The 15,744-nt window shown below is 56.8% G+C and carries 14 protein-coding genes and 1 pseudogene; 12 read left to right on the forward strand and 3 right to left on the reverse strand.

What is annotated here, in order from left to right; translation table 11 throughout:
• A pseudogene (locus QQK25_RS12345) lies at positions 1–198 on the reverse strand (hypothetical protein); the annotation flags it as partial.
• A 188-nt stretch (positions 199–386) separates the two neighbouring features.
• On the opposite strand from QQK25_RS12345, the gene QQK25_RS12350 reads away from it, so the two are divergent.
• Positions 387–1,250: an ATP-binding protein gene (locus QQK25_RS12350; protein WP_284188203.1), complete on the forward strand. Its 864-nt coding sequence runs from the start codon at positions 387–389 to the stop codon at positions 1,248–1,250.
• A complete protein-coding gene (locus QQK25_RS12355) occupies positions 1,247–2,194 on the forward strand; it encodes a Nudix family hydrolase (protein WP_284188204.1) in 948 nt (315 codons plus the stop codon). Before QQK25_RS12350 ends, QQK25_RS12355 begins: the two co-directional genes overlap by 4 nt.
• Positions 2,195–2,210: 16 nt before the next feature.
• Here QQK25_RS12355 and QQK25_RS12360 read toward each other — a convergent pair whose 3' ends face one another.
• Positions 2,211–2,414, reverse strand: a complete 204-nt coding sequence (locus QQK25_RS12360) for a DNA gyrase inhibitor YacG (protein WP_284188205.1) — start codon at positions 2,412–2,414, stop codon at positions 2,211–2,213.
• A 406-nt stretch (positions 2,415–2,820) separates the two neighbouring features.
• Here QQK25_RS12360 and QQK25_RS12365 point away from each other — a divergent pair, with 406 nt between their 5' ends.
• From QQK25_RS12365 to QQK25_RS12380, 4 genes are all read left to right on the forward strand, one after another.
• Complete coding sequence (locus QQK25_RS12365; RefSeq protein WP_284188206.1) at positions 2,821–3,123, forward strand: type II toxin-antitoxin system Phd/YefM family antitoxin; 303 nt, start codon at positions 2,821–2,823, stop codon at positions 3,121–3,123.
• Between the two features lie 445 nt (positions 3,124–3,568).
• The gene (locus QQK25_RS12370; RefSeq protein WP_284188207.1) at positions 3,569–4,306 is read left to right on the forward strand and encodes a hypothetical protein; all 738 of its coding nucleotides are present in this window, start codon (positions 3,569–3,571) and stop codon (positions 4,304–4,306) included.
• A 54-nt stretch (positions 4,307–4,360) separates the two neighbouring features.
• Positions 4,361–5,734, forward strand: coding sequence for a M48 family metalloprotease (locus tag QQK25_RS12375; protein WP_284188208.1), 1,374 nt, complete (start codon positions 4,361–4,363; stop codon positions 5,732–5,734).
• A 12-nt stretch (positions 5,735–5,746) separates the two neighbouring features.
• Positions 5,747–6,103, forward strand: coding sequence for a hypothetical protein (locus QQK25_RS12380; protein WP_284188209.1), 357 nt, complete (start codon positions 5,747–5,749; stop codon positions 6,101–6,103).
• Positions 6,104–6,660: 557 nt separating this feature from the next.
• On the opposite strand, the gene QQK25_RS12385 is transcribed toward QQK25_RS12380, so the two are convergent.
• Positions 6,661–7,056, reverse strand: a complete 396-nt coding sequence (locus QQK25_RS12385) for an H-NS histone family protein (protein WP_284188210.1) — start codon at positions 7,054–7,056, stop codon at positions 6,661–6,663.
• Positions 7,057–7,390: 334 nt separating this feature from the next.
• On the opposite strand from QQK25_RS12385, the gene QQK25_RS12390 reads away from it, so the two are divergent.
• From QQK25_RS12390 to QQK25_RS12415, 6 genes are all read left to right on the forward strand, one after another.
• Positions 7,391–9,403: an AAA family ATPase gene (locus QQK25_RS12390; protein WP_284188211.1), complete on the forward strand. Its 2,013-nt coding sequence runs from the start codon at positions 7,391–7,393 to the stop codon at positions 9,401–9,403.
• Positions 9,404–9,585: 182 nt separating this feature from the next.
• Positions 9,586–9,894, forward strand: a complete 309-nt coding sequence (locus tag QQK25_RS12395; RefSeq protein ID WP_169146425.1) for a hypothetical protein — start codon at positions 9,586–9,588, stop codon at positions 9,892–9,894.
• 325 nt (positions 9,895–10,219) lie between these two features.
• Entirely contained in the window at positions 10,220–10,438 is a 219-nt protein-coding gene (locus QQK25_RS12400) for a hypothetical protein (RefSeq protein WP_284188212.1), read from the forward strand.
• Positions 10,439–10,449: 11 nt separating this feature from the next.
• On the forward strand, positions 10,450–11,466 hold the full coding sequence (locus tag QQK25_RS12405) for a site-specific integrase (RefSeq protein ID WP_284188213.1): 1,017 nt from the start codon (positions 10,450–10,452) through the stop codon (positions 11,464–11,466).
• Between the two features lie 238 nt (positions 11,467–11,704).
• Entirely contained in the window at positions 11,705–14,932 is a 3,228-nt protein-coding gene (locus tag QQK25_RS12410; protein ID WP_284188214.1) for a helicase-related protein, read from the forward strand.
• Entirely contained in the window at positions 14,929–15,744 is an 816-nt protein-coding gene (locus QQK25_RS12415; RefSeq protein WP_284188215.1) for a DUF4391 domain-containing protein, read from the forward strand. The genes QQK25_RS12410 and QQK25_RS12415 overlap by 4 nt, the downstream gene beginning before the upstream one ends.

Raw genomic sequence — 15,744 nt, forward strand, 5'->3', positions numbered from 1 at the left:
CGCCGGCGCCCCACCGGTGGGCGCGGGCGCCGTAACGGCCGGTGACGACACCGGTGCAGACGGTTGAACCACCGGCGCCGACGGGCCGCTCACCGGACGCGGCGCGCCGGCACAGGCCGCCAGCAGCAGCGCGGCGCAGGTGGCAGAAAGACGGGACAGGGCAGGAGAAGCGGGGATGGCTCGAAGGGGGTGGAACATGGATGGGGTACACTCGCGGCTGGCAATCTTTACCCGCCCGAGTATAACCACCGGCCCGCCTGGCCGGGCCCGCAAAGGATGCGCCATGTGGCTGATCGGCCTTGAACTGGGCCTTGTTGCGGTGCTGCTGGCCATCGTGGCCCTGGCCCTGAGAAGCCCGCCCAAGAACGACACGGATGACACCCCCGATGACTGATCTCAACCAGTTCCTCTCCCGCGCCGAGCGCCTGCTCGAACGCCTCGAACGCTTCCTCCCGGCCGACGCCGCGCCGCCCGACTGGAGCGCCTCCACCGCCTTCCGCTGGCGCAACCGCAACAACGCCAAGGCCCTGGTGCCGGTGCCGCGCCCCCACCAGATCCGCCTCGACGACCTGCAGGACATCGAGGAGAAGAAGGCGCGCATCGTCGCCAACACCCGCCAGTTCCTGGCCGGCAAGCGCGCCAACAACGTGCTCCTCACCGGCGCCCGGGGCACCGGCAAGTCGTCGCTGGTGAAGGCGCTGCTCAACGAATTCGCGGGCGCCGGGCTGCGCCTCATCGAGGTGGACAAGGACGACCTGATCGACCTGCCCGACATCGTCGAGCTGGTTCAGGACCGCCCGGAGCGCTTCATCCTGTTCACCGACGATCTCTCCTTCGAGGACGGCGAGCCCGCCTACAAGGCGCTGAAGAGCGTGCTCGACGGCTCGCTGGCCGCGGTGCCCGACAACGTGCTGATCTACGCCACCTCCAACCGCCGCCACCTGATGCCCGAGTACTTCTCGGAGAACGCCGCCACCAAGCACGTGGACGGCGAAGTGCATCCGGCCGAGGCGGTGGAAGAGAAGATCTCCCTCTCCGAGCGCTTCGGGCTGTGGATCTCCTTCTACCCCTTCAGCCAGGACGAGTACCTCGCGGTGGTCAATCACTGGCTGGGCGAGTTTGGCGTGCCGGCCGGCGAGATACCCGCCGCCCGCGGCGACGCGCTGCAATGGGCGCTGCTGCGCGGCTCCCGCAGCGGCCGCGTGGCCTGGCAGTTCGCCCGCGACTACGCCGGGCGCTTCGAGTCATGAGTCAGGCACCTCGCAAGATCGTCCATGTGGCCGCGGCCGTCATCACCCGCCCGGACGGCAGCTTTCTCCTCGGCCAGCGCGCGCCCGACACCTTCTACCCCGGCTACTGGGAATTTCCCGGCGGCAAGGTCGAGCCCGGCGAGACGCCCCGCGACGCGCTCGTCCGTGAGCTGGACGAAGAGTTGGGCATGAAGGTGGACGTGGCCTGGCCGTGGATCGTCCGCGAGCACGAGTACGAGCACGCCCACGTGAGCCTGCACTTCTTCGAGGTGCCGGCATGGCGTGGCGACATCCACGACAAGGTGCATTCGGCGCTCGCCTGGCAGCACGCCGACGCGATGGACGTGGGCCCGATGCTCCCCGCCAACGGCCCCATCCTGAAGGCCCTGCGCCTGCCCCGCACGATGGGCATCACCCACGCCGCGGAAGCGGGCGTCAATGCCCAGCTGGCGCAGCTCGACGAGGCCCTGGCCGGCGGCCTGAAGCTGGTGCAGCTCCGCGAGGCGGCGCTGCCGACCGCGGAGCGCGAAGCCTTCGCCCACGCTGTGGTGGGCCGCTGCCACGCGGCGGGCGCCCTCGTCGTCGTCAATGACGACGCGGCACTCGCCCGCTCCATCGGCGCCGACGGCCTGCACCTGCCGGCCCGTCGGCTCGCGGAGATCGGTGCAAGACCCGATTTCGAATGGGTCGGCGCGTCCTGCCACAACCGAGCCGAGCTGGAAAAAGCCGCCGCCCTGGGCCTGGATTACGCGCTCCTCGGCGCGGTCAAGCCCACCCAGAGCCATCCCGGGCAAGCCGGGCTGGGCTGGGATGCCTTCGGCAAACTGGTGGAACGGCTGCCGCTGCCGGTGCTCGCCCTGGGCGGGCTCACGCCGAACGACCTGTCGGACGCCAAGGCTGCTGGCGCCCACGGCATCGCCGGCATCCGGGCGATCTGGGGGTAAACGAAAAACCGGCCGCTCAGTGCGGCCGGTTGAGGGGATCGGCGTCGTTGTCGAGGGGCGTCTCGCCCGCCACCCGATACTGATCGGTCGCCCAGGCACCCAGGTCGATCAGCCGGCAACGGTCGGAACAGAACGGCCGCCACTTGTTCTCCGGCACCCACTCGACGTCGGTGCGGCAGGTCGGGCACTTGACCACGCGGGGTTTGCTGGACGTCGTCATTACAGATTGCAGAAAGTAATATCAAAAAACAACATAAGATATTGTTTTTTATAAATAAATTAGAAGTCAGTTTTCGGCAGCTACACATCCAGCTACACACATTCGCAGAGCGTCTGCTGACGTGCTCAGCGGCACGTTCTGCTGCGAGCTAGCTCACGAAGATGCTGTGTGCTCAAGAGCTTCGTGCTGATTATCGGTTGAGCACCCGCGACGTGTCCACAGCGGCTCGCGTACATGGCGTCTCGCAACAAGGCGAGGGACTACGGAGGCTCAGCCAAGCAGACGACGACAGTCTGCGTCAGCTCCCTCACACGATGGCGCACAACCTCTGAACTACCTCGACGGCAAGATTGAAGATGCAGAATGCTGTACTACATTTATACATCTCACTTAGTTGAAGCATGACATGACCTTCTCAGCAAATAACGTGATCTCGCTCTCCCAAGCCCGGGCCAACCTGCCGGAGCTAGCCGACCAGGTCAATGCTGGCGCAGAGAAGATCATCACGAAGAACGGCGAGAGCTACGTTGCCCTGATCGACGCTCAGCGACTCGATCGCTACCACCGCCTCGAGCGGGCGCACATCCATCTTCTGTTGCTCGATGAAGCAAGCAAAGGACTCGACGACGTCGCAGCGGGTCGCGTTGCAGATGCCACGACTACTTTGCAGGCAATCAAACGTCGCCGAGCACTCAAGACGAGCGACTGACCGATGCCGACCGAGCAACACGTGGTCAAAGTCACCAGAAACGTTGAGCGTAATCTAGAAGACATCGAACGCTTCCTTGAAGAGAACGACGCGACCAGTTCGTTCGATCTGCTTCTAGACGAACTGACCGATACAGTCGTCCCGAATCTTGAGGGCCTCCCCATTGCGACGATTGCCCACTACGCTGCTCGAACACCATCCGCACCGAACATTCACCCACTTCCGCGAGGTAGATCGCAGTCTTCTTCATAGCTCAATCATCACAAGAGCGGGAGCATCTTCAAAACCGGGAGCGAATCAATCTGCATGACGACCACTTCTCTGCTATAAAAAAGGAACAGTTCCGAGCGCGTACCCACGGTACGCACATAGTCAGTAGTTTTTAACCTCCGGTCGCATGACAAATTAAATCTATTAATCAAGCATACAAACGTGGGAGAGTGTCATGAGTACCGTCACGTTACTTACTGTAGCTGCTGTTTTGGCACTGGGTGGGTGCACATCAACACCACCTACGCCGCCGGTTGGACCGCTTGAATCAGAAGGATTCGAGACTTTCGTTACGCCCCGGTCTTTTGACGGTCCGGGAACGATTTTTCGTATCGATGCGGAGAAGAAGCGATATCCGGTGGCTGAAATCACTTTCAAGGTTCGCGAGGGAGAAGAGGCGTTACCAAAATATTCGTCGTCGCGTGTCTTGGCGATGAATAACCTCTTGGAGGCTCTCGGAGCAAGTACTGCTAAGATTCCAGCATCAATAAAGGCCAACCTCTCCCGAACCACAACAGTCAGTATTGAGGCGAGCACAGGAAGGCGGCAGTACGTGCGAGATGACGATCTCACTGCTGCGCTTCGAGGCTGGGCGACTCAAGCCAAGCCCACCGGGGAGAGCGTCTATTACCTCATCCGCGAAACGATTTCTACTCCTGAGCTGTCTTACAAGGTAGATAAGAACTGGCTCGCCTCTGCTGAACTGGACGTAAAGGTTCTGAAAGCTGCCGGCTACTCCGGCGACGCAAAGGTTTCTGGGGGCGACATCTTGGAAATGAATCGCACCTTCTCTAAACCTTTGAATGTGTGGTTTAAAGCTGAGAAGATTGTGATTCGCCCTGCTCTCGGCGCTGGCCCAGGTCAGTATTTGATTGAAAGAACCCCAATTTCTGCCAGCATTCTCGGCTTATAACGCCGCGCCGTGGCGTCCCTCAGCTAGGCCACAACAAAGAACATAGGTGGAGCTATGAAGCGAGCGTCAAAGGCCTTCATCACCATTCTGGTCTCCCTTACCTTGTGCCCCGCCTGCACGACGATGCAACTCGCCAGCGAGGCCGCGAACACGGCGATGAACTTCGGGAGGCAAGTGTCTGAACAGAGGAGTTTTATCGGATCAAGCACCTTGATCTTCTATCCCGACGGCGTTCCGGATGATATCGAACAGCTCCCACCGCTATCACAGGAATCTCTTGATCGCATCACCAAGGATCTTGAGGCTCAATCAGCCATACTTCTGCGAGCGCTTCATTCCAACGCGAAACCGCTCGCAAGGATTTTCAAAAGGAATCTAAACAATGTTGAGCGGCAACGTGTGCGGCTCTTAAACTCCGGCCAGGCCGTTGCCCTCGTCGCAACGAACGGGGAGATTGAGATTGACGTCAGAGTTGTTCAAGCAATTTATCGCGGGGTGCTGCTAACGAGTCTGATTGACGGCAGCGATTCACTTGACGCTACAGCTTTGAAAGTCAGTCAAAAAGAAGCTTTAGACAAGCTGCTGCAGAATCGAACGCGATTTCTACGCTCGATCCCAAGCCCTACATTGAGCGCGATTGACGCCGGTGCCAAAGCGATTGCCGGAACAGGCCTGAGCCTCCAATCAGCATATACCGTAATGAACTCCGCGCTGGAAGACTGGGTTGCCATGTACTCCAGCGTGAAAGCAAGCCAATCCTACGATGATGCGATTAGTTTTGTTGTAGCTCATGAGATTGCTCATCGGGCATTGCAGCACTACGACCGCCTCCAATCTGGCGCTGCACTCCAGGATCTCGAAACGGAGGCCGATCGCCTTGCTGCTTTGCTGGTTGTTCTGGCCAGAAACACGAAAGTCTATCCAGACGATGACTATATATTGTTCGGTCCGCCACCTGGTCGAATAACCATAACAAGAAAGGATTTTTTTGGTGATCCTGAGAGCATTTGCTTGCTTGATCTGAACTACAAGCCAAGCGGTCACATCTCGTTCTTTCGCTATGGCTACTCCTTCTCCGGATTCGACTCGCTAGGAAAAGGGAACGCAATGATTGTACCTTCTGCCGTGCGATTGGCGATAGCTTCAAGTGTTTCTGATGCGGCGGTATGGGCGATACGAGAAGCACAGTGGGACACTGGCACGTGCCATAACAGTAACAAGGAGCTTCAAGCAGTTGCACAAGATCCTGAAGGGCAAATCAGCAGGCTACTCGGCGAGGCAAGGACCGAGGGAGATAAGCATAGCGACAAGACCGCCGAGCCGGATAGCGATATTCAATACGAGTTTCGCAGATCGACGATCGCCGCCAATGAACCTCAAGTTGTGAAAACGATATATCTTGAGTATTTTGAGCAGCTTCGGCGTTAATTGAAGCCATAAATGATCGCATCCAGGGCCATTGCACTTACCGTCATGAGCCAGTCTGATGCCCAGCATCGCCTCCCTGTAGCAATCTTCCCAGGCGGCGAGCTGCGCCTCATGCGCATGCCGCCTTTGATGCGCGCCTACCAGCGCGACCCGGCGCTGGTCACCGAGTGGATAAGACACGAATTTCCGCGCATTCGCGCGAAAGCCAAGGCGGTCGTAGCGGATATCTTCTTCGGAGACGAAGCCGCAGTATTGTCGGACTATCACACCGGCACGACGTGGGCCCCGGTGGGCGTGACACCGGTGGTAAAAACGACCGGCGCCCGCTTCAAGCTCAATCTGATTTCGGCCATCAGTCCGACGAGCTAGTTCCGGTTCATGTGCACCGAAGGGGAACGTTACGGCCGACGTCTTCATCGAGTTTCCGAAACGCCTGATGCAGGGCTCGCCCCGTCCGATCTTCCTGGTCGTTGATGGTCATCCGGTGCATCGCAGTGCATAGGTCCGGAAGTTCGCCGAAGAGATCGAAGGAAACTGCGCCTGTTTCGTTTGCCCATTTACTCGCCCTCTCTGAACCCCGACGAGCACGCCTAGGCGCATCTGAAGAGTCGCAAACTGGGCCGCAGCATCGTCAAGGGGCCCGGGCAGATGAAGAAGCTTGCGATGCGCTTCATGCGCTCACTGCAGAAAACTCCCGACATTGTTCGAGCATTTTTCAGGCATCCAAGTACCCGCTACGCGGCCGAATAGAGTGCACGGTAACCAACGCACTTTTTAGTAACAAAGTAAACTCTTCACCTGCTATAGGAACGTCCTCACCCACGCACAGAGTCAGACAACAGAGTTATTGCTCCCTGGGCAGCGTCCGGCGTCCGCAAACTGAAAGTCATGGCCAAGAATAGAGCCGGACGGTGACATTTTTATTCTCAGTCTTTAATCAAAAGGCTCTCAAGATCACCACCCCTATCGAGATATACTTGAACCCATCCCGGCTTACGCCCCTTCCCTGTCCAAGTCATAGCAGAATCGTCAAAGCTACGATACTTGGGGACCCCTTTTGCCTTCTTTTCAACCAGTCCCTTCTCCGCACGAGCCTTTCTCTTCTTATGCGCCGCAACCGTCAAGCCTAGAATCTCAGCAATCTCGCTCTTATCGATACCGAGAGCATTCATTTTTTCAAAAATTTCATTCAGCGCAGACTTTTTGAATGCGCGCTCAGCGTCCTTCAACTCAGCCTCAACCTTAACCTTTTCAACAGTCAGCGTCGCAAGCTGCTCATTAAGCGTTGCAAGCTTAGCCTTCAGTTCATCAACCGCGCTCATTAGCATTCCTTTCGTTATAGACATAGCCAAGCTAACATAACGCAAAGAATACAGTCAATCGAATAGCCACACGCAGCGATTTGATAAGTAGACACATCAGCGATGCTTGAAGCACACCCATACAATACTTGACAAAAACAGTCAAGTATTGTATATTGGATATAGTTGTTAAAGTCTTCTGACTCTGACTGTCTCTAGAGCGCAACGCTCACTCGCAGCCCCTCTTCTCGCTCCCCCTCTCTTCTGAAAGATCACTATGAACGCAACTTTTGCGTCGGTGAGGCCCGTTCACGTCTCTGACACGGATGCTCTCGCTGCGCTTTACATTGCACGCATGCTGCAGAAGCAAATTGTTCCTATCAGAGTATTCAACGACAGTCTCTATACAGAAGAGATTCGCACTCTTGTTGGCATATCGCCCAGCGAAGGCAACATTCCGAAGGCTAAGGCGCTTCAATTACTGAAAGTACAGCTGCCCCAGCTCAACACCATGACGGAAAAGCGCACCACGCGTTTACAACGCAACATCAGCATGCTCGGGAGACTGCTCAGCCTGACGGACATCGAAGAAGCGATCCTGACGTTCTTTGTGTTGGTGGATCATCATTTTGTGCTGGCAGACCTATTGTCAAGCGTAGTGATTATGGACAAAGACGCACTCGTGCGGCTCATGTCAGTTGCACTCTCAATAGAGCGAGAGATAATCAATGCGCACGTACAGTCCAGCAGCACTCTGTTCGCGACAGGCTTGTTAGCGCAAGAGCTTCGTCCGGAAAGAATCGGCGTGAATATCAAGATTCCCCGAGGAATCAAAGACGCGCTGCTCAGCGAAGCAGATAGCATTGAGTCGCTGATGAAAGTTGTGCTTGAGCCAAGCCCCAAACCCACGCTGCGCGCTCATGACTTCGAGCACCTGGGTGCCGAGACAGACCTCTTGCACACCTACTTGGCAGAGGGGATTCAGCAAGGCGTTACCGGAATCAATGTGCTGATCTACGGGCCGCCTGGAACGGGCAAGACAGAATACGCCCGCTGGCTCGCCAGCGTGATCAAAACGCCGCTGTATCAAGTTCGAGCATGCAACGACAGCGAAGACTCGATCTCCGGCTCAGATCGCCTGTCGTACTTCCGGCTTTCCCAACGTTTCCTTCAATGCACCACGGCACTGATCTTGTTTGATGAGATTGAAGATGTGTTTCCCGATCCAGACATGGTCAGTCCATCGAGTGTTGCGGCTCAAAAATGGCCGGGAAAGCTCTTCATCAACCGTCTGCTAGAAACCAACCCAGTACCCACGATCTGGATTGCCAACGAGATCAGCCACATCGACAAAGCCTACCTGCGCCGCTTTGACTACTCGATAGAACTCGCCATTCCCCCGATTCAAGTTCGCCGCCGCATCGCTAAACGTCACCTGCAGAAGCATCGACTACCGCCCACATTCCTTGAACACCTCGCCCAGCAAGACGAGCTGAGTGCGGCACAGATCAGCAAGCTTGCGAAGGTTCTCCACGTAGTCGGTTGCGACGACAAAACAGCACGTCACGACATCGCAGAGCAAGTCATAGAGCGCAGTATGTCTCTGCTCGATCAGAAGCGCGTACAAGCCCGCACGGGCGCAGAAACGTACTCGCTTGAATTCTTGAACACAAGTCATGACGTCAGCGCACTCATCCCGGCGCTACGCAGCGATCAAACCTCTTGTCGCGGCGCAATGTGCTTTTATGGCCCGCCCGGCACCGGAAAGACAGTCCTGGCCCACCATCTCGCATCGGAACTCGGGATGCCGATCCACGCCAAGCGTGCATCGGACATTCTGAGCCCCTACGTTGGCGAGACCGAAGCCCGGATTGCCAAGATGTTTGCCCACGCGGCCGACACCAGCGCCCTCCTCCTGCTCGACGAGGCAGACAGCTTTCTAAGCGCACGGCAAGGTGCAAAACAGCACTGGGATGTCACTGCAGTCAACGAACTCCTTGTTCAGATGGAACAGTTCGACGGGCTCTTCATCTGCTCGACAAACGCAATGACCTCGCTCGACAGCGCAGCGATGCGCCGATTCGTGCTCAAGATCAAGTTTGACTACCTGAAGCCCGAGCAGCGTTGGCGCCTCTTCCTTCGTTACATGCCTCAGAAACTCGGCGTATCAGAAAACACTCGATTTCGCGGTGTCCTTGATACGCTGACGACGCTCACCCCAGGCGACTTCACGACCGTCAGCCGCGGAGCCAAACTCTTCGGAAAGAAACAGCTTTCGCCCGAGGAGCTTCTAAATGGCTTGATAGAGGAGTGCAAACTGAAACGCGGAAACGCTACCCAGGGAATCGGTTTCGTACCCAGCTACTAACCGCTTCCATCAAACGCACCTTACGCCCCCTTCCAAATAGTAAAGCGTCAGCACATCCTGTGCCGATGTAGATCCGCCCTCTCCTGCAGTAACCAGTCCCCGTTCTCACCTCAGATCGACAAACGCGCTTTCGCGACTTTGTCTGCTTTCGCTCGCCTTCTGAAAAGGAGCCTCGACTCATCATGAACTTTGAATTCTCAAACTCGAACCGTCCGAAGTCGCTCTTCCCACTCGGTCAAGTTGTTGCCACTCACGGCGCGCTTGATCTTCTTGATCGCAGCGCAACGAACGCTTTCGCACTTCTGCAACGTCATCAAGCGGGTGACTGGGGCGATATTCACCCAGATGATGTCACTGCAAATCGCGAAGCTGTTCAACACGGCTTTCGCATTCTTTCTAGCTATCCGCTCGGCACTCAAGCAGAACGGCTCTGGATCATCACTGAAGCAGATCGAAGCGTAACGACGCTGCTACTGCCGTCTGAATACTGAGCACGCTCCGAACATCCGTTTGCTTGCGCTAAACGCGCAATCGTTCATCTACTGAGATGACGCTCTCCGGGGCGCAAACTCGAGAATCTGCATAAATCCGGCTGAAGCTCTGAGGGAGCGATATATCGCTATCTCACACATGGTCTTCCGAATTTATGCAGATTCTCGAGTTTGCGCCCCGGAGATGCGTCGAACACGTCATCGAACAAATGCGCACTGAGCGCATCAACGCTGATCACTACTTTTGCGCCAACTAGCGATAACAGTCATTAGCAAATTGACTTGCGAGTACTGACTTCGCTCATCAGCGCATTGAAAGAACACAATGAAAGACAACAAACTTTTTGACGCAGAACCGCTCACAAACGCAATCGTAGAACTCTCAAGCAAAGACGGCAACGCGTTTCTTATTCTCGGTCTCGTACGTCGCGCAATCTTGCAAAGCGACAAGCCCGAGCTTGCTGTTAATTTTATCGAAGAAGCAACAGCGCACGATTACGATCATCTACTGATGACCTGCGCAAAATACGTAACGATTGAATAGAGCATGCAGAAATGAAAACACGCAACAACAATAGCGACGCTCGGCGCAAAGCGCACATTGAACAGAATGACGTATTTTCAAACAATGCACTGCTTGCGTTGATGGCAGACCACGAGCTTGATGCAGAAATACGGCAATACCTGACTTCTGCGTTCTCTGATAACACAAAGCGGGCGTATCGCGCGGATTTAGCGCACTTCGAGGCATGGGGCGGCACAATACCCGCGCCACCAGCCATGATTGCGCGCTATATTGCAGATCACGCACGAAAGCTCTCAAACTCAACGCTTTCCAGACGACTCGTAGCAATCGGACATGCACATACGGCACAGGGACATGCAAACCCCACAGATGCTCTGCTTGTTCGCGCTACGCTCAAGGGAATCAGGCGCACGGTTGGCACTGCTGTTAAGCAGGCTGCGGCGCTGAAGTACGAAGACTTGCTCAAAATGGTACGCAAACTGAGGGGGCTGCGCGGCAAGCGGGATGCGGCACTACTGTTGTTCGGCTTCGCTTCTGCAATGCGGCGCTCGGAACTCGTCGCGCTCAACGTTGAGGATCTGCAGTTCTGCGAGCAAGGCGTCATCGCAAACATCAGACGCAGCAAGACAGATCAGGATCAGCGTGGGCGACTCGTTGCCATACCTCGTATGCAGGCCGATGCGAACCTGCGGAGAAGTAAGTACTGCCCGGTGCAGCATCTCGAGAACTGGCTGAAGGCTGCGGGCATCACTTCCGGTGCGCTCTTTCGGTCAGTGAACCGCTTCGACCACGTCATGCCCAGTCGGCTTAGCGGCCAGTCCGTATCGCTCATCATCAAGCAACGAGCCATCGAGGCCGGCATTGACGCATCCCGGCTGTCAGGGCATAGCCTGCGGGCTGGGTTCGTCACCGCTGCGGCGCAAAGTGGCGCGCCGACAACTCGGATTAGAGCTCAAACTGGGCACGCGTCAGACTCGATGCTGCAGCGGTACATCAGGGACGCAGAGCTGTTTAGCAACAATGCGAACGCAGACCTCTGGCGTTAGCCCCTCCTCATCTCCACCTGACGTCTGTCGGCTTCGCGGCAACGGGGCTTCGTTGGCCTACCTTACAGGTTTCAGCAACGCCCCTCCTGAGCTCTGAGAACGTCAAACCTCTCACCCACAGACCCGGCTTACCTGCTCGGAGCCGCAAAAATACGACTGTCTAGCCCGCTCGAAATCCCATGTGTATGTATCTGATTTATGATTTCGTCTTTGTTGCAGCTTGAGGAAGTCCAAGGCGATGAAGTTCATCAGCAACGCGGGAACAGACAGGGTTTTGGACTTGGTTCGCCCATGCCTCAAGCGAGGCCACAAGCTAGACATGGTGTCAGAGTCGTTCTCACTCTTTGCGTTTGCTGAACTGATGAATGAGTTGCCGCTTCTCGACCACACGCGCCTAGTCGTTCCTCCCCCACCAGATGCACCTCCCCTCCTAGGCCCCCAAGACCACCTCGGCCTACTGGGCACATCTTCAGACCGAGCTGCTCGTAACAAGCTCCAAGCGCATTGGCTGGCACGTACGCTGATGGGTTGGCTGGGGGCTAAGGCTGATGTTCGCAGCGCGAAAGACTCCATCCCCCAAGGCACTGTGGTCTTGCGAGATCAAGTGGGGATTCCTCAGCAGTCTGTGCTTGGTTCGTTCGGATTCAACACTGAGGGGTTGGGCATCACGCCGGGCAACCCGTTGAACTTAATTCAGGCTTCGGAAAACCAGGCTGAGGCGCGCATGTTGAGTCAATGGTTCGACGCGCACTGGTCACAGCTTGAAGACCTCCCGGACGCCAAAACGTCTCTGATGCTCGCAGTCAGAGGTCTCGCCACGCACCGCGATGCAGCTAGCCTCTATGCACTAGTACTTCAACAACTGTTCGCAACCGAAGGCCTGGACGAAGAGAAAATCGTCAAATCGGCCACGGGTATCCGTAACACCGTGGTTTGGAAAAAGCTCTACAAATTCCAGCGTGACGGTGTCGTTGGCGCCATCGAGAAGTTGGAACGGTTTGGCGGCTGCATCATTGCAGACAGCGTCGGCCTGGGTAAGACGTTCGAGGCCCTGGCCATTATCAAGTATCACGAACTACGTAACGACCGTGTCCTGGTACTTTGCCCCAAACGCCTGCGAGACAACTGGACGCTCTACAAGGCCAACGACAGACGGAACGTCTTAGCGTCTGATCGACTGAACTACGACGTTCTCAACCACACCGACCTCACCCGTGACGGCGGCCACTCGGGGGACATCGATCTGTCCCACGTGAATTGGGGCAACTACGACCTCGTGGTGATCGACGAGTCGCACAACTTCCGTAACAAGGCCGCCAACAAAGGCAGGGAAACGCGCTACGACCGCTTGATGCGCAAGATCATCCGCGAAGGTGTGAAGACGCGGGTGCTGATGCTCTCGGCCACGCCAGTGAACAATCGTCTGGCAGACCTTCGCAACCAGATTGCCTTTGTGACGGAAGGCGACGATACGGCACTGTTCGAGCATGGCATTGCCAGCATAGACAGCACCACTCGCCGCGCACAAAAAGCCTTCAATCGCTGGCTAGATTTGCCCTCAGAGGACAAAACGCCCGCCCTGCTGGTAGAAATGCTCGGGTTTGACTACTTCGCCTTGCTCGACCATCTGACCATCGCCCGGTCACGCCGTCACATCGAGAAATACTACGGTACAGCTGAAACCGGGCGGTTCCCAGATCGCCTTCCGCCGATCAACATCAAAGCGGATGTAGACCGGGCAGGTGAGTTCCGCTCGATTCGCGACATCAACCTCGAGATCAGACGACTCAATCTCTCTGCGTACGCCCCCCTTCGCTATGTACTGCCCCACAAGCAGGACGCTTACGACGAGAAGTACAGCACACAAGTTCGGGGTGGCACGAGCTTCTTCCGGCAGGTTGACCGCGAGGAAAGCTTGATCCACCTGCTCCGCGTTAACGTTCTCAAGCGCATGGAAAGTGCCGTCTCGTCGTTCGCTCTGACGGTTCAACGCCAGTTGCGAGATGTGGAAGGCATGTTGGCCCGTATCGACGCTCACCAGGAAGAGATCGAAGAGCTGGACATTGCCGGCGTAGATATCGACGACCCTGCATTTGAGTCGCTTCTGGTAGGTCGCAAGGTCAAAGTACTGCTCACTGACGTTGATCTGCTGCGCTGGAAACAAGACCTGATTGAGGACCGTAACCGTTTGGCAACGCTCTACGCAGCAGCCGAACAAGTCAGTCCTTCTCGGGACGACAAGCTTCAAAAGCTCCGCGATCTCATCGCAATAAAATGCTCGCAGCCAATCAACCCTGGCAACCGCAAGGTGATCGTGTTTACGGCGTTCGCCGACACTGCCAACTACCTGTATGAGCATCTAGCCGGATGGGCCAAAGCAGATTTGGGCATTGAGTCAGCACTAGTTACCGGCGCCGGTCGTAATCAAACCACACTGCCAAGCCTGCGCCGTGATCTAACTAGCATATTGACCGCGTTCTCACCACGCTCCAAGGAGCGCCCTGCAGAACTCGCGAATGAAGGCGAGCTGGACTTGCTCATTGCCACCGATTGCATCAGTGAGGGCCAAAACCTGCAAGACTGCGACTGGCTCATCAACTATGACATCCACTGGAATCCGGTTCGGATCATTCAGCGTTTTGGCAGAATCGACCGAATCGGTTCGACCAACAGCCGCATCCAGCTGGTGAACTTCTGGCCCAACATGGAGTTGGAGGAGTACATCAACCTGGAGCAGCGCGTAAGCGGCCGGATGGTCCTTCTGGACATCTCCGCGACGGGCGAAGAGAACATCATCGAGCAACAATCCGGCAACCAGATGAACGATCTGGAATACCGGCGCAACCAGTTGCTAAAGCTCCAGGAGACCGTGATCGACCTAGAGGACCTCTCCAGCGGCGTTGCTATCACGGACCTCACTCTGACTGACTTCCGCATCGATCTATCCGAGTACGCACGCGAACACCCTTCCAAGCTGGAAGCCATGCCCCTAGGGTCCTTTGCAGTCACCAGCAGCATTGATGCCGACATTACTCCGGGGGTTTTGTTCTGTCTGCGCGCCGAGGGCACCGCAGCTGCAAGAGTGATTGACCCCAACTACCCGTTGTCCCCTCACTACTTGGTGCATGTAGGTGACGACGGAACGGTGCTGCTGCCCTACACCCAGGCTAAACAATTCTTGGATCGGCTCAAGCGCCTGTGTGTTGGGCGCGACTTCCCCGACGCCACTGCGTGCGCCCGCTTCGACAAGATCACTCGGCATGGCGAAGACATGCGGCAGGCACAAAAGCTCTTGGCTGCTGCGGTTGCATCCATCGCCGGAAAGTCCGAAGAACGCGCCGTAGCAAGCTTGTTTTCACCTGGTGGGACTCATGCGATGAAAGGTGAGTTTGCTGGCACCAACGACTTCGAGGTCGTGGCATTCCTCATTGTGTTGCCGAACGGCTCGGAAACACCGTTAGCATGAACATCGCACCGCTTACCGCCAACGAACTCCTGGCTGCACTCGCACTGCCGTCGTCCGCACTCGTTCAGCAACGCATCCCCAAGAAAATGCTGGCCGAGAACGGAGCAGCTACGTCCGCAGACAGAAAGCTCGTGCAGGACGGGATTGACGAGTTAGCTTGGCACGCGGCCCTCAAGCCCTCAAATGTCGGCATTCCAGCTTACGAAGACGAGCTTCGCAGCTATCTGGAAGTAACTGTTTTGGTTGCAAGGCTCCGAACCGAGGTAGTAGCGACTGACCAACATCGAAGCCCGCAGGCCCCAGCAGCGGTCAGCACTAACGTTCGACGCGTGGCTGAGCTGATTCACCGTGCGGTTCCGTACCCCACGGTACTTCTACTCGAGCACGGCCACCAGTTGGTAGCATCCGTCGTTCACGTCCGCTGGGCACAGCGTGAGGCGGGAAAGACGGTGCTGGATGGCGACTCCATCAGCGTCCCAATCAAGCCTGGTCCAGAGTGTCGGGCCTTTCTGGAAGCCATGGCGCTGGGTAGGCAACCGCGCTTCCATCTGAAAGCTCTGTATCAAGGCTGGTTTGACACATTGTCTGCGTGGCAGGCCGTGGAACAAACCGGGCAGTTCAGGACCAGCGAGAGTCCTGCCCGAGCGGCAGAACGTCGTGCGGCTCTACGCGCATGCACAGAACTGGATGTACGCATCGCCACTGCACGTAACGCCGCCGCGAAGGAAAAGCAGATAGCCCGCCAGGTCGCCGTCAACCTGGAAATCAAGGCTCTACTGGCCGAGCGTCAGCGAGTCGCTCAAGACCTCTAA

Source organism: Zoogloea oryzae, assembly GCF_030161255.1.
In the GTDB taxonomy this organism is placed as follows: domain Bacteria; phylum Pseudomonadota; class Gammaproteobacteria; order Burkholderiales; family Rhodocyclaceae; genus Zoogloea; species Zoogloea oryzae.

Bases quoted from the DNA above. Each gene is read 5' to 3' on its own strand.
- QQK25_RS12350 (WP_284188203.1), top strand. From the start codon at position 387: ATGACTGATCTCAACCAGTTCCTCTCCCGCGCCGAGCGCCTGCTCGAA.
- QQK25_RS12355 (WP_284188204.1), top strand. From the start codon at position 1,247: ATGAGTCAGGCACCTCGCAAGATCGTCCATGTGGCCGCGGCCGTCATC.
- QQK25_RS12360 (WP_284188205.1), bottom strand. From the start codon at position 2,414: ATGACGACGTCCAGCAAACCCCGCGTGGTCAAGTGCCCGACCTGCCGC.
- QQK25_RS12365 (WP_284188206.1), top strand. From the start codon at position 2,821: ATGACCTTCTCAGCAAATAACGTGATCTCGCTCTCCCAAGCCCGGGCC.
- QQK25_RS12370 (WP_284188207.1), top strand. From the start codon at position 3,569: ATGAGTACCGTCACGTTACTTACTGTAGCTGCTGTTTTGGCACTGGGT.
- QQK25_RS12375 (WP_284188208.1), top strand. From the start codon at position 4,361: ATGAAGCGAGCGTCAAAGGCCTTCATCACCATTCTGGTCTCCCTTACC.
- QQK25_RS12380 (WP_284188209.1), top strand. From the start codon at position 5,747: ATGATCGCATCCAGGGCCATTGCACTTACCGTCATGAGCCAGTCTGAT.
- QQK25_RS12385 (WP_284188210.1), bottom strand. From the start codon at position 7,056: ATGAGCGCGGTTGATGAACTGAAGGCTAAGCTTGCAACGCTTAATGAG.
- QQK25_RS12390 (WP_284188211.1), top strand. From the start codon at position 7,391: ATGCTGCAGAAGCAAATTGTTCCTATCAGAGTATTCAACGACAGTCTC.
- QQK25_RS12395 (WP_169146425.1), top strand. From the start codon at position 9,586: ATGAACTTTGAATTCTCAAACTCGAACCGTCCGAAGTCGCTCTTCCCA.
- QQK25_RS12400 (WP_284188212.1), top strand. From the start codon at position 10,220: ATGAAAGACAACAAACTTTTTGACGCAGAACCGCTCACAAACGCAATC.
- QQK25_RS12405 (WP_284188213.1), top strand. From the start codon at position 10,450: ATGAAAACACGCAACAACAATAGCGACGCTCGGCGCAAAGCGCACATT.
- QQK25_RS12410 (WP_284188214.1), top strand. From the start codon at position 11,705: ATGAAGTTCATCAGCAACGCGGGAACAGACAGGGTTTTGGACTTGGTT.
- QQK25_RS12415 (WP_284188215.1), top strand. From the start codon at position 14,929: ATGAACATCGCACCGCTTACCGCCAACGAACTCCTGGCTGCACTCGCA.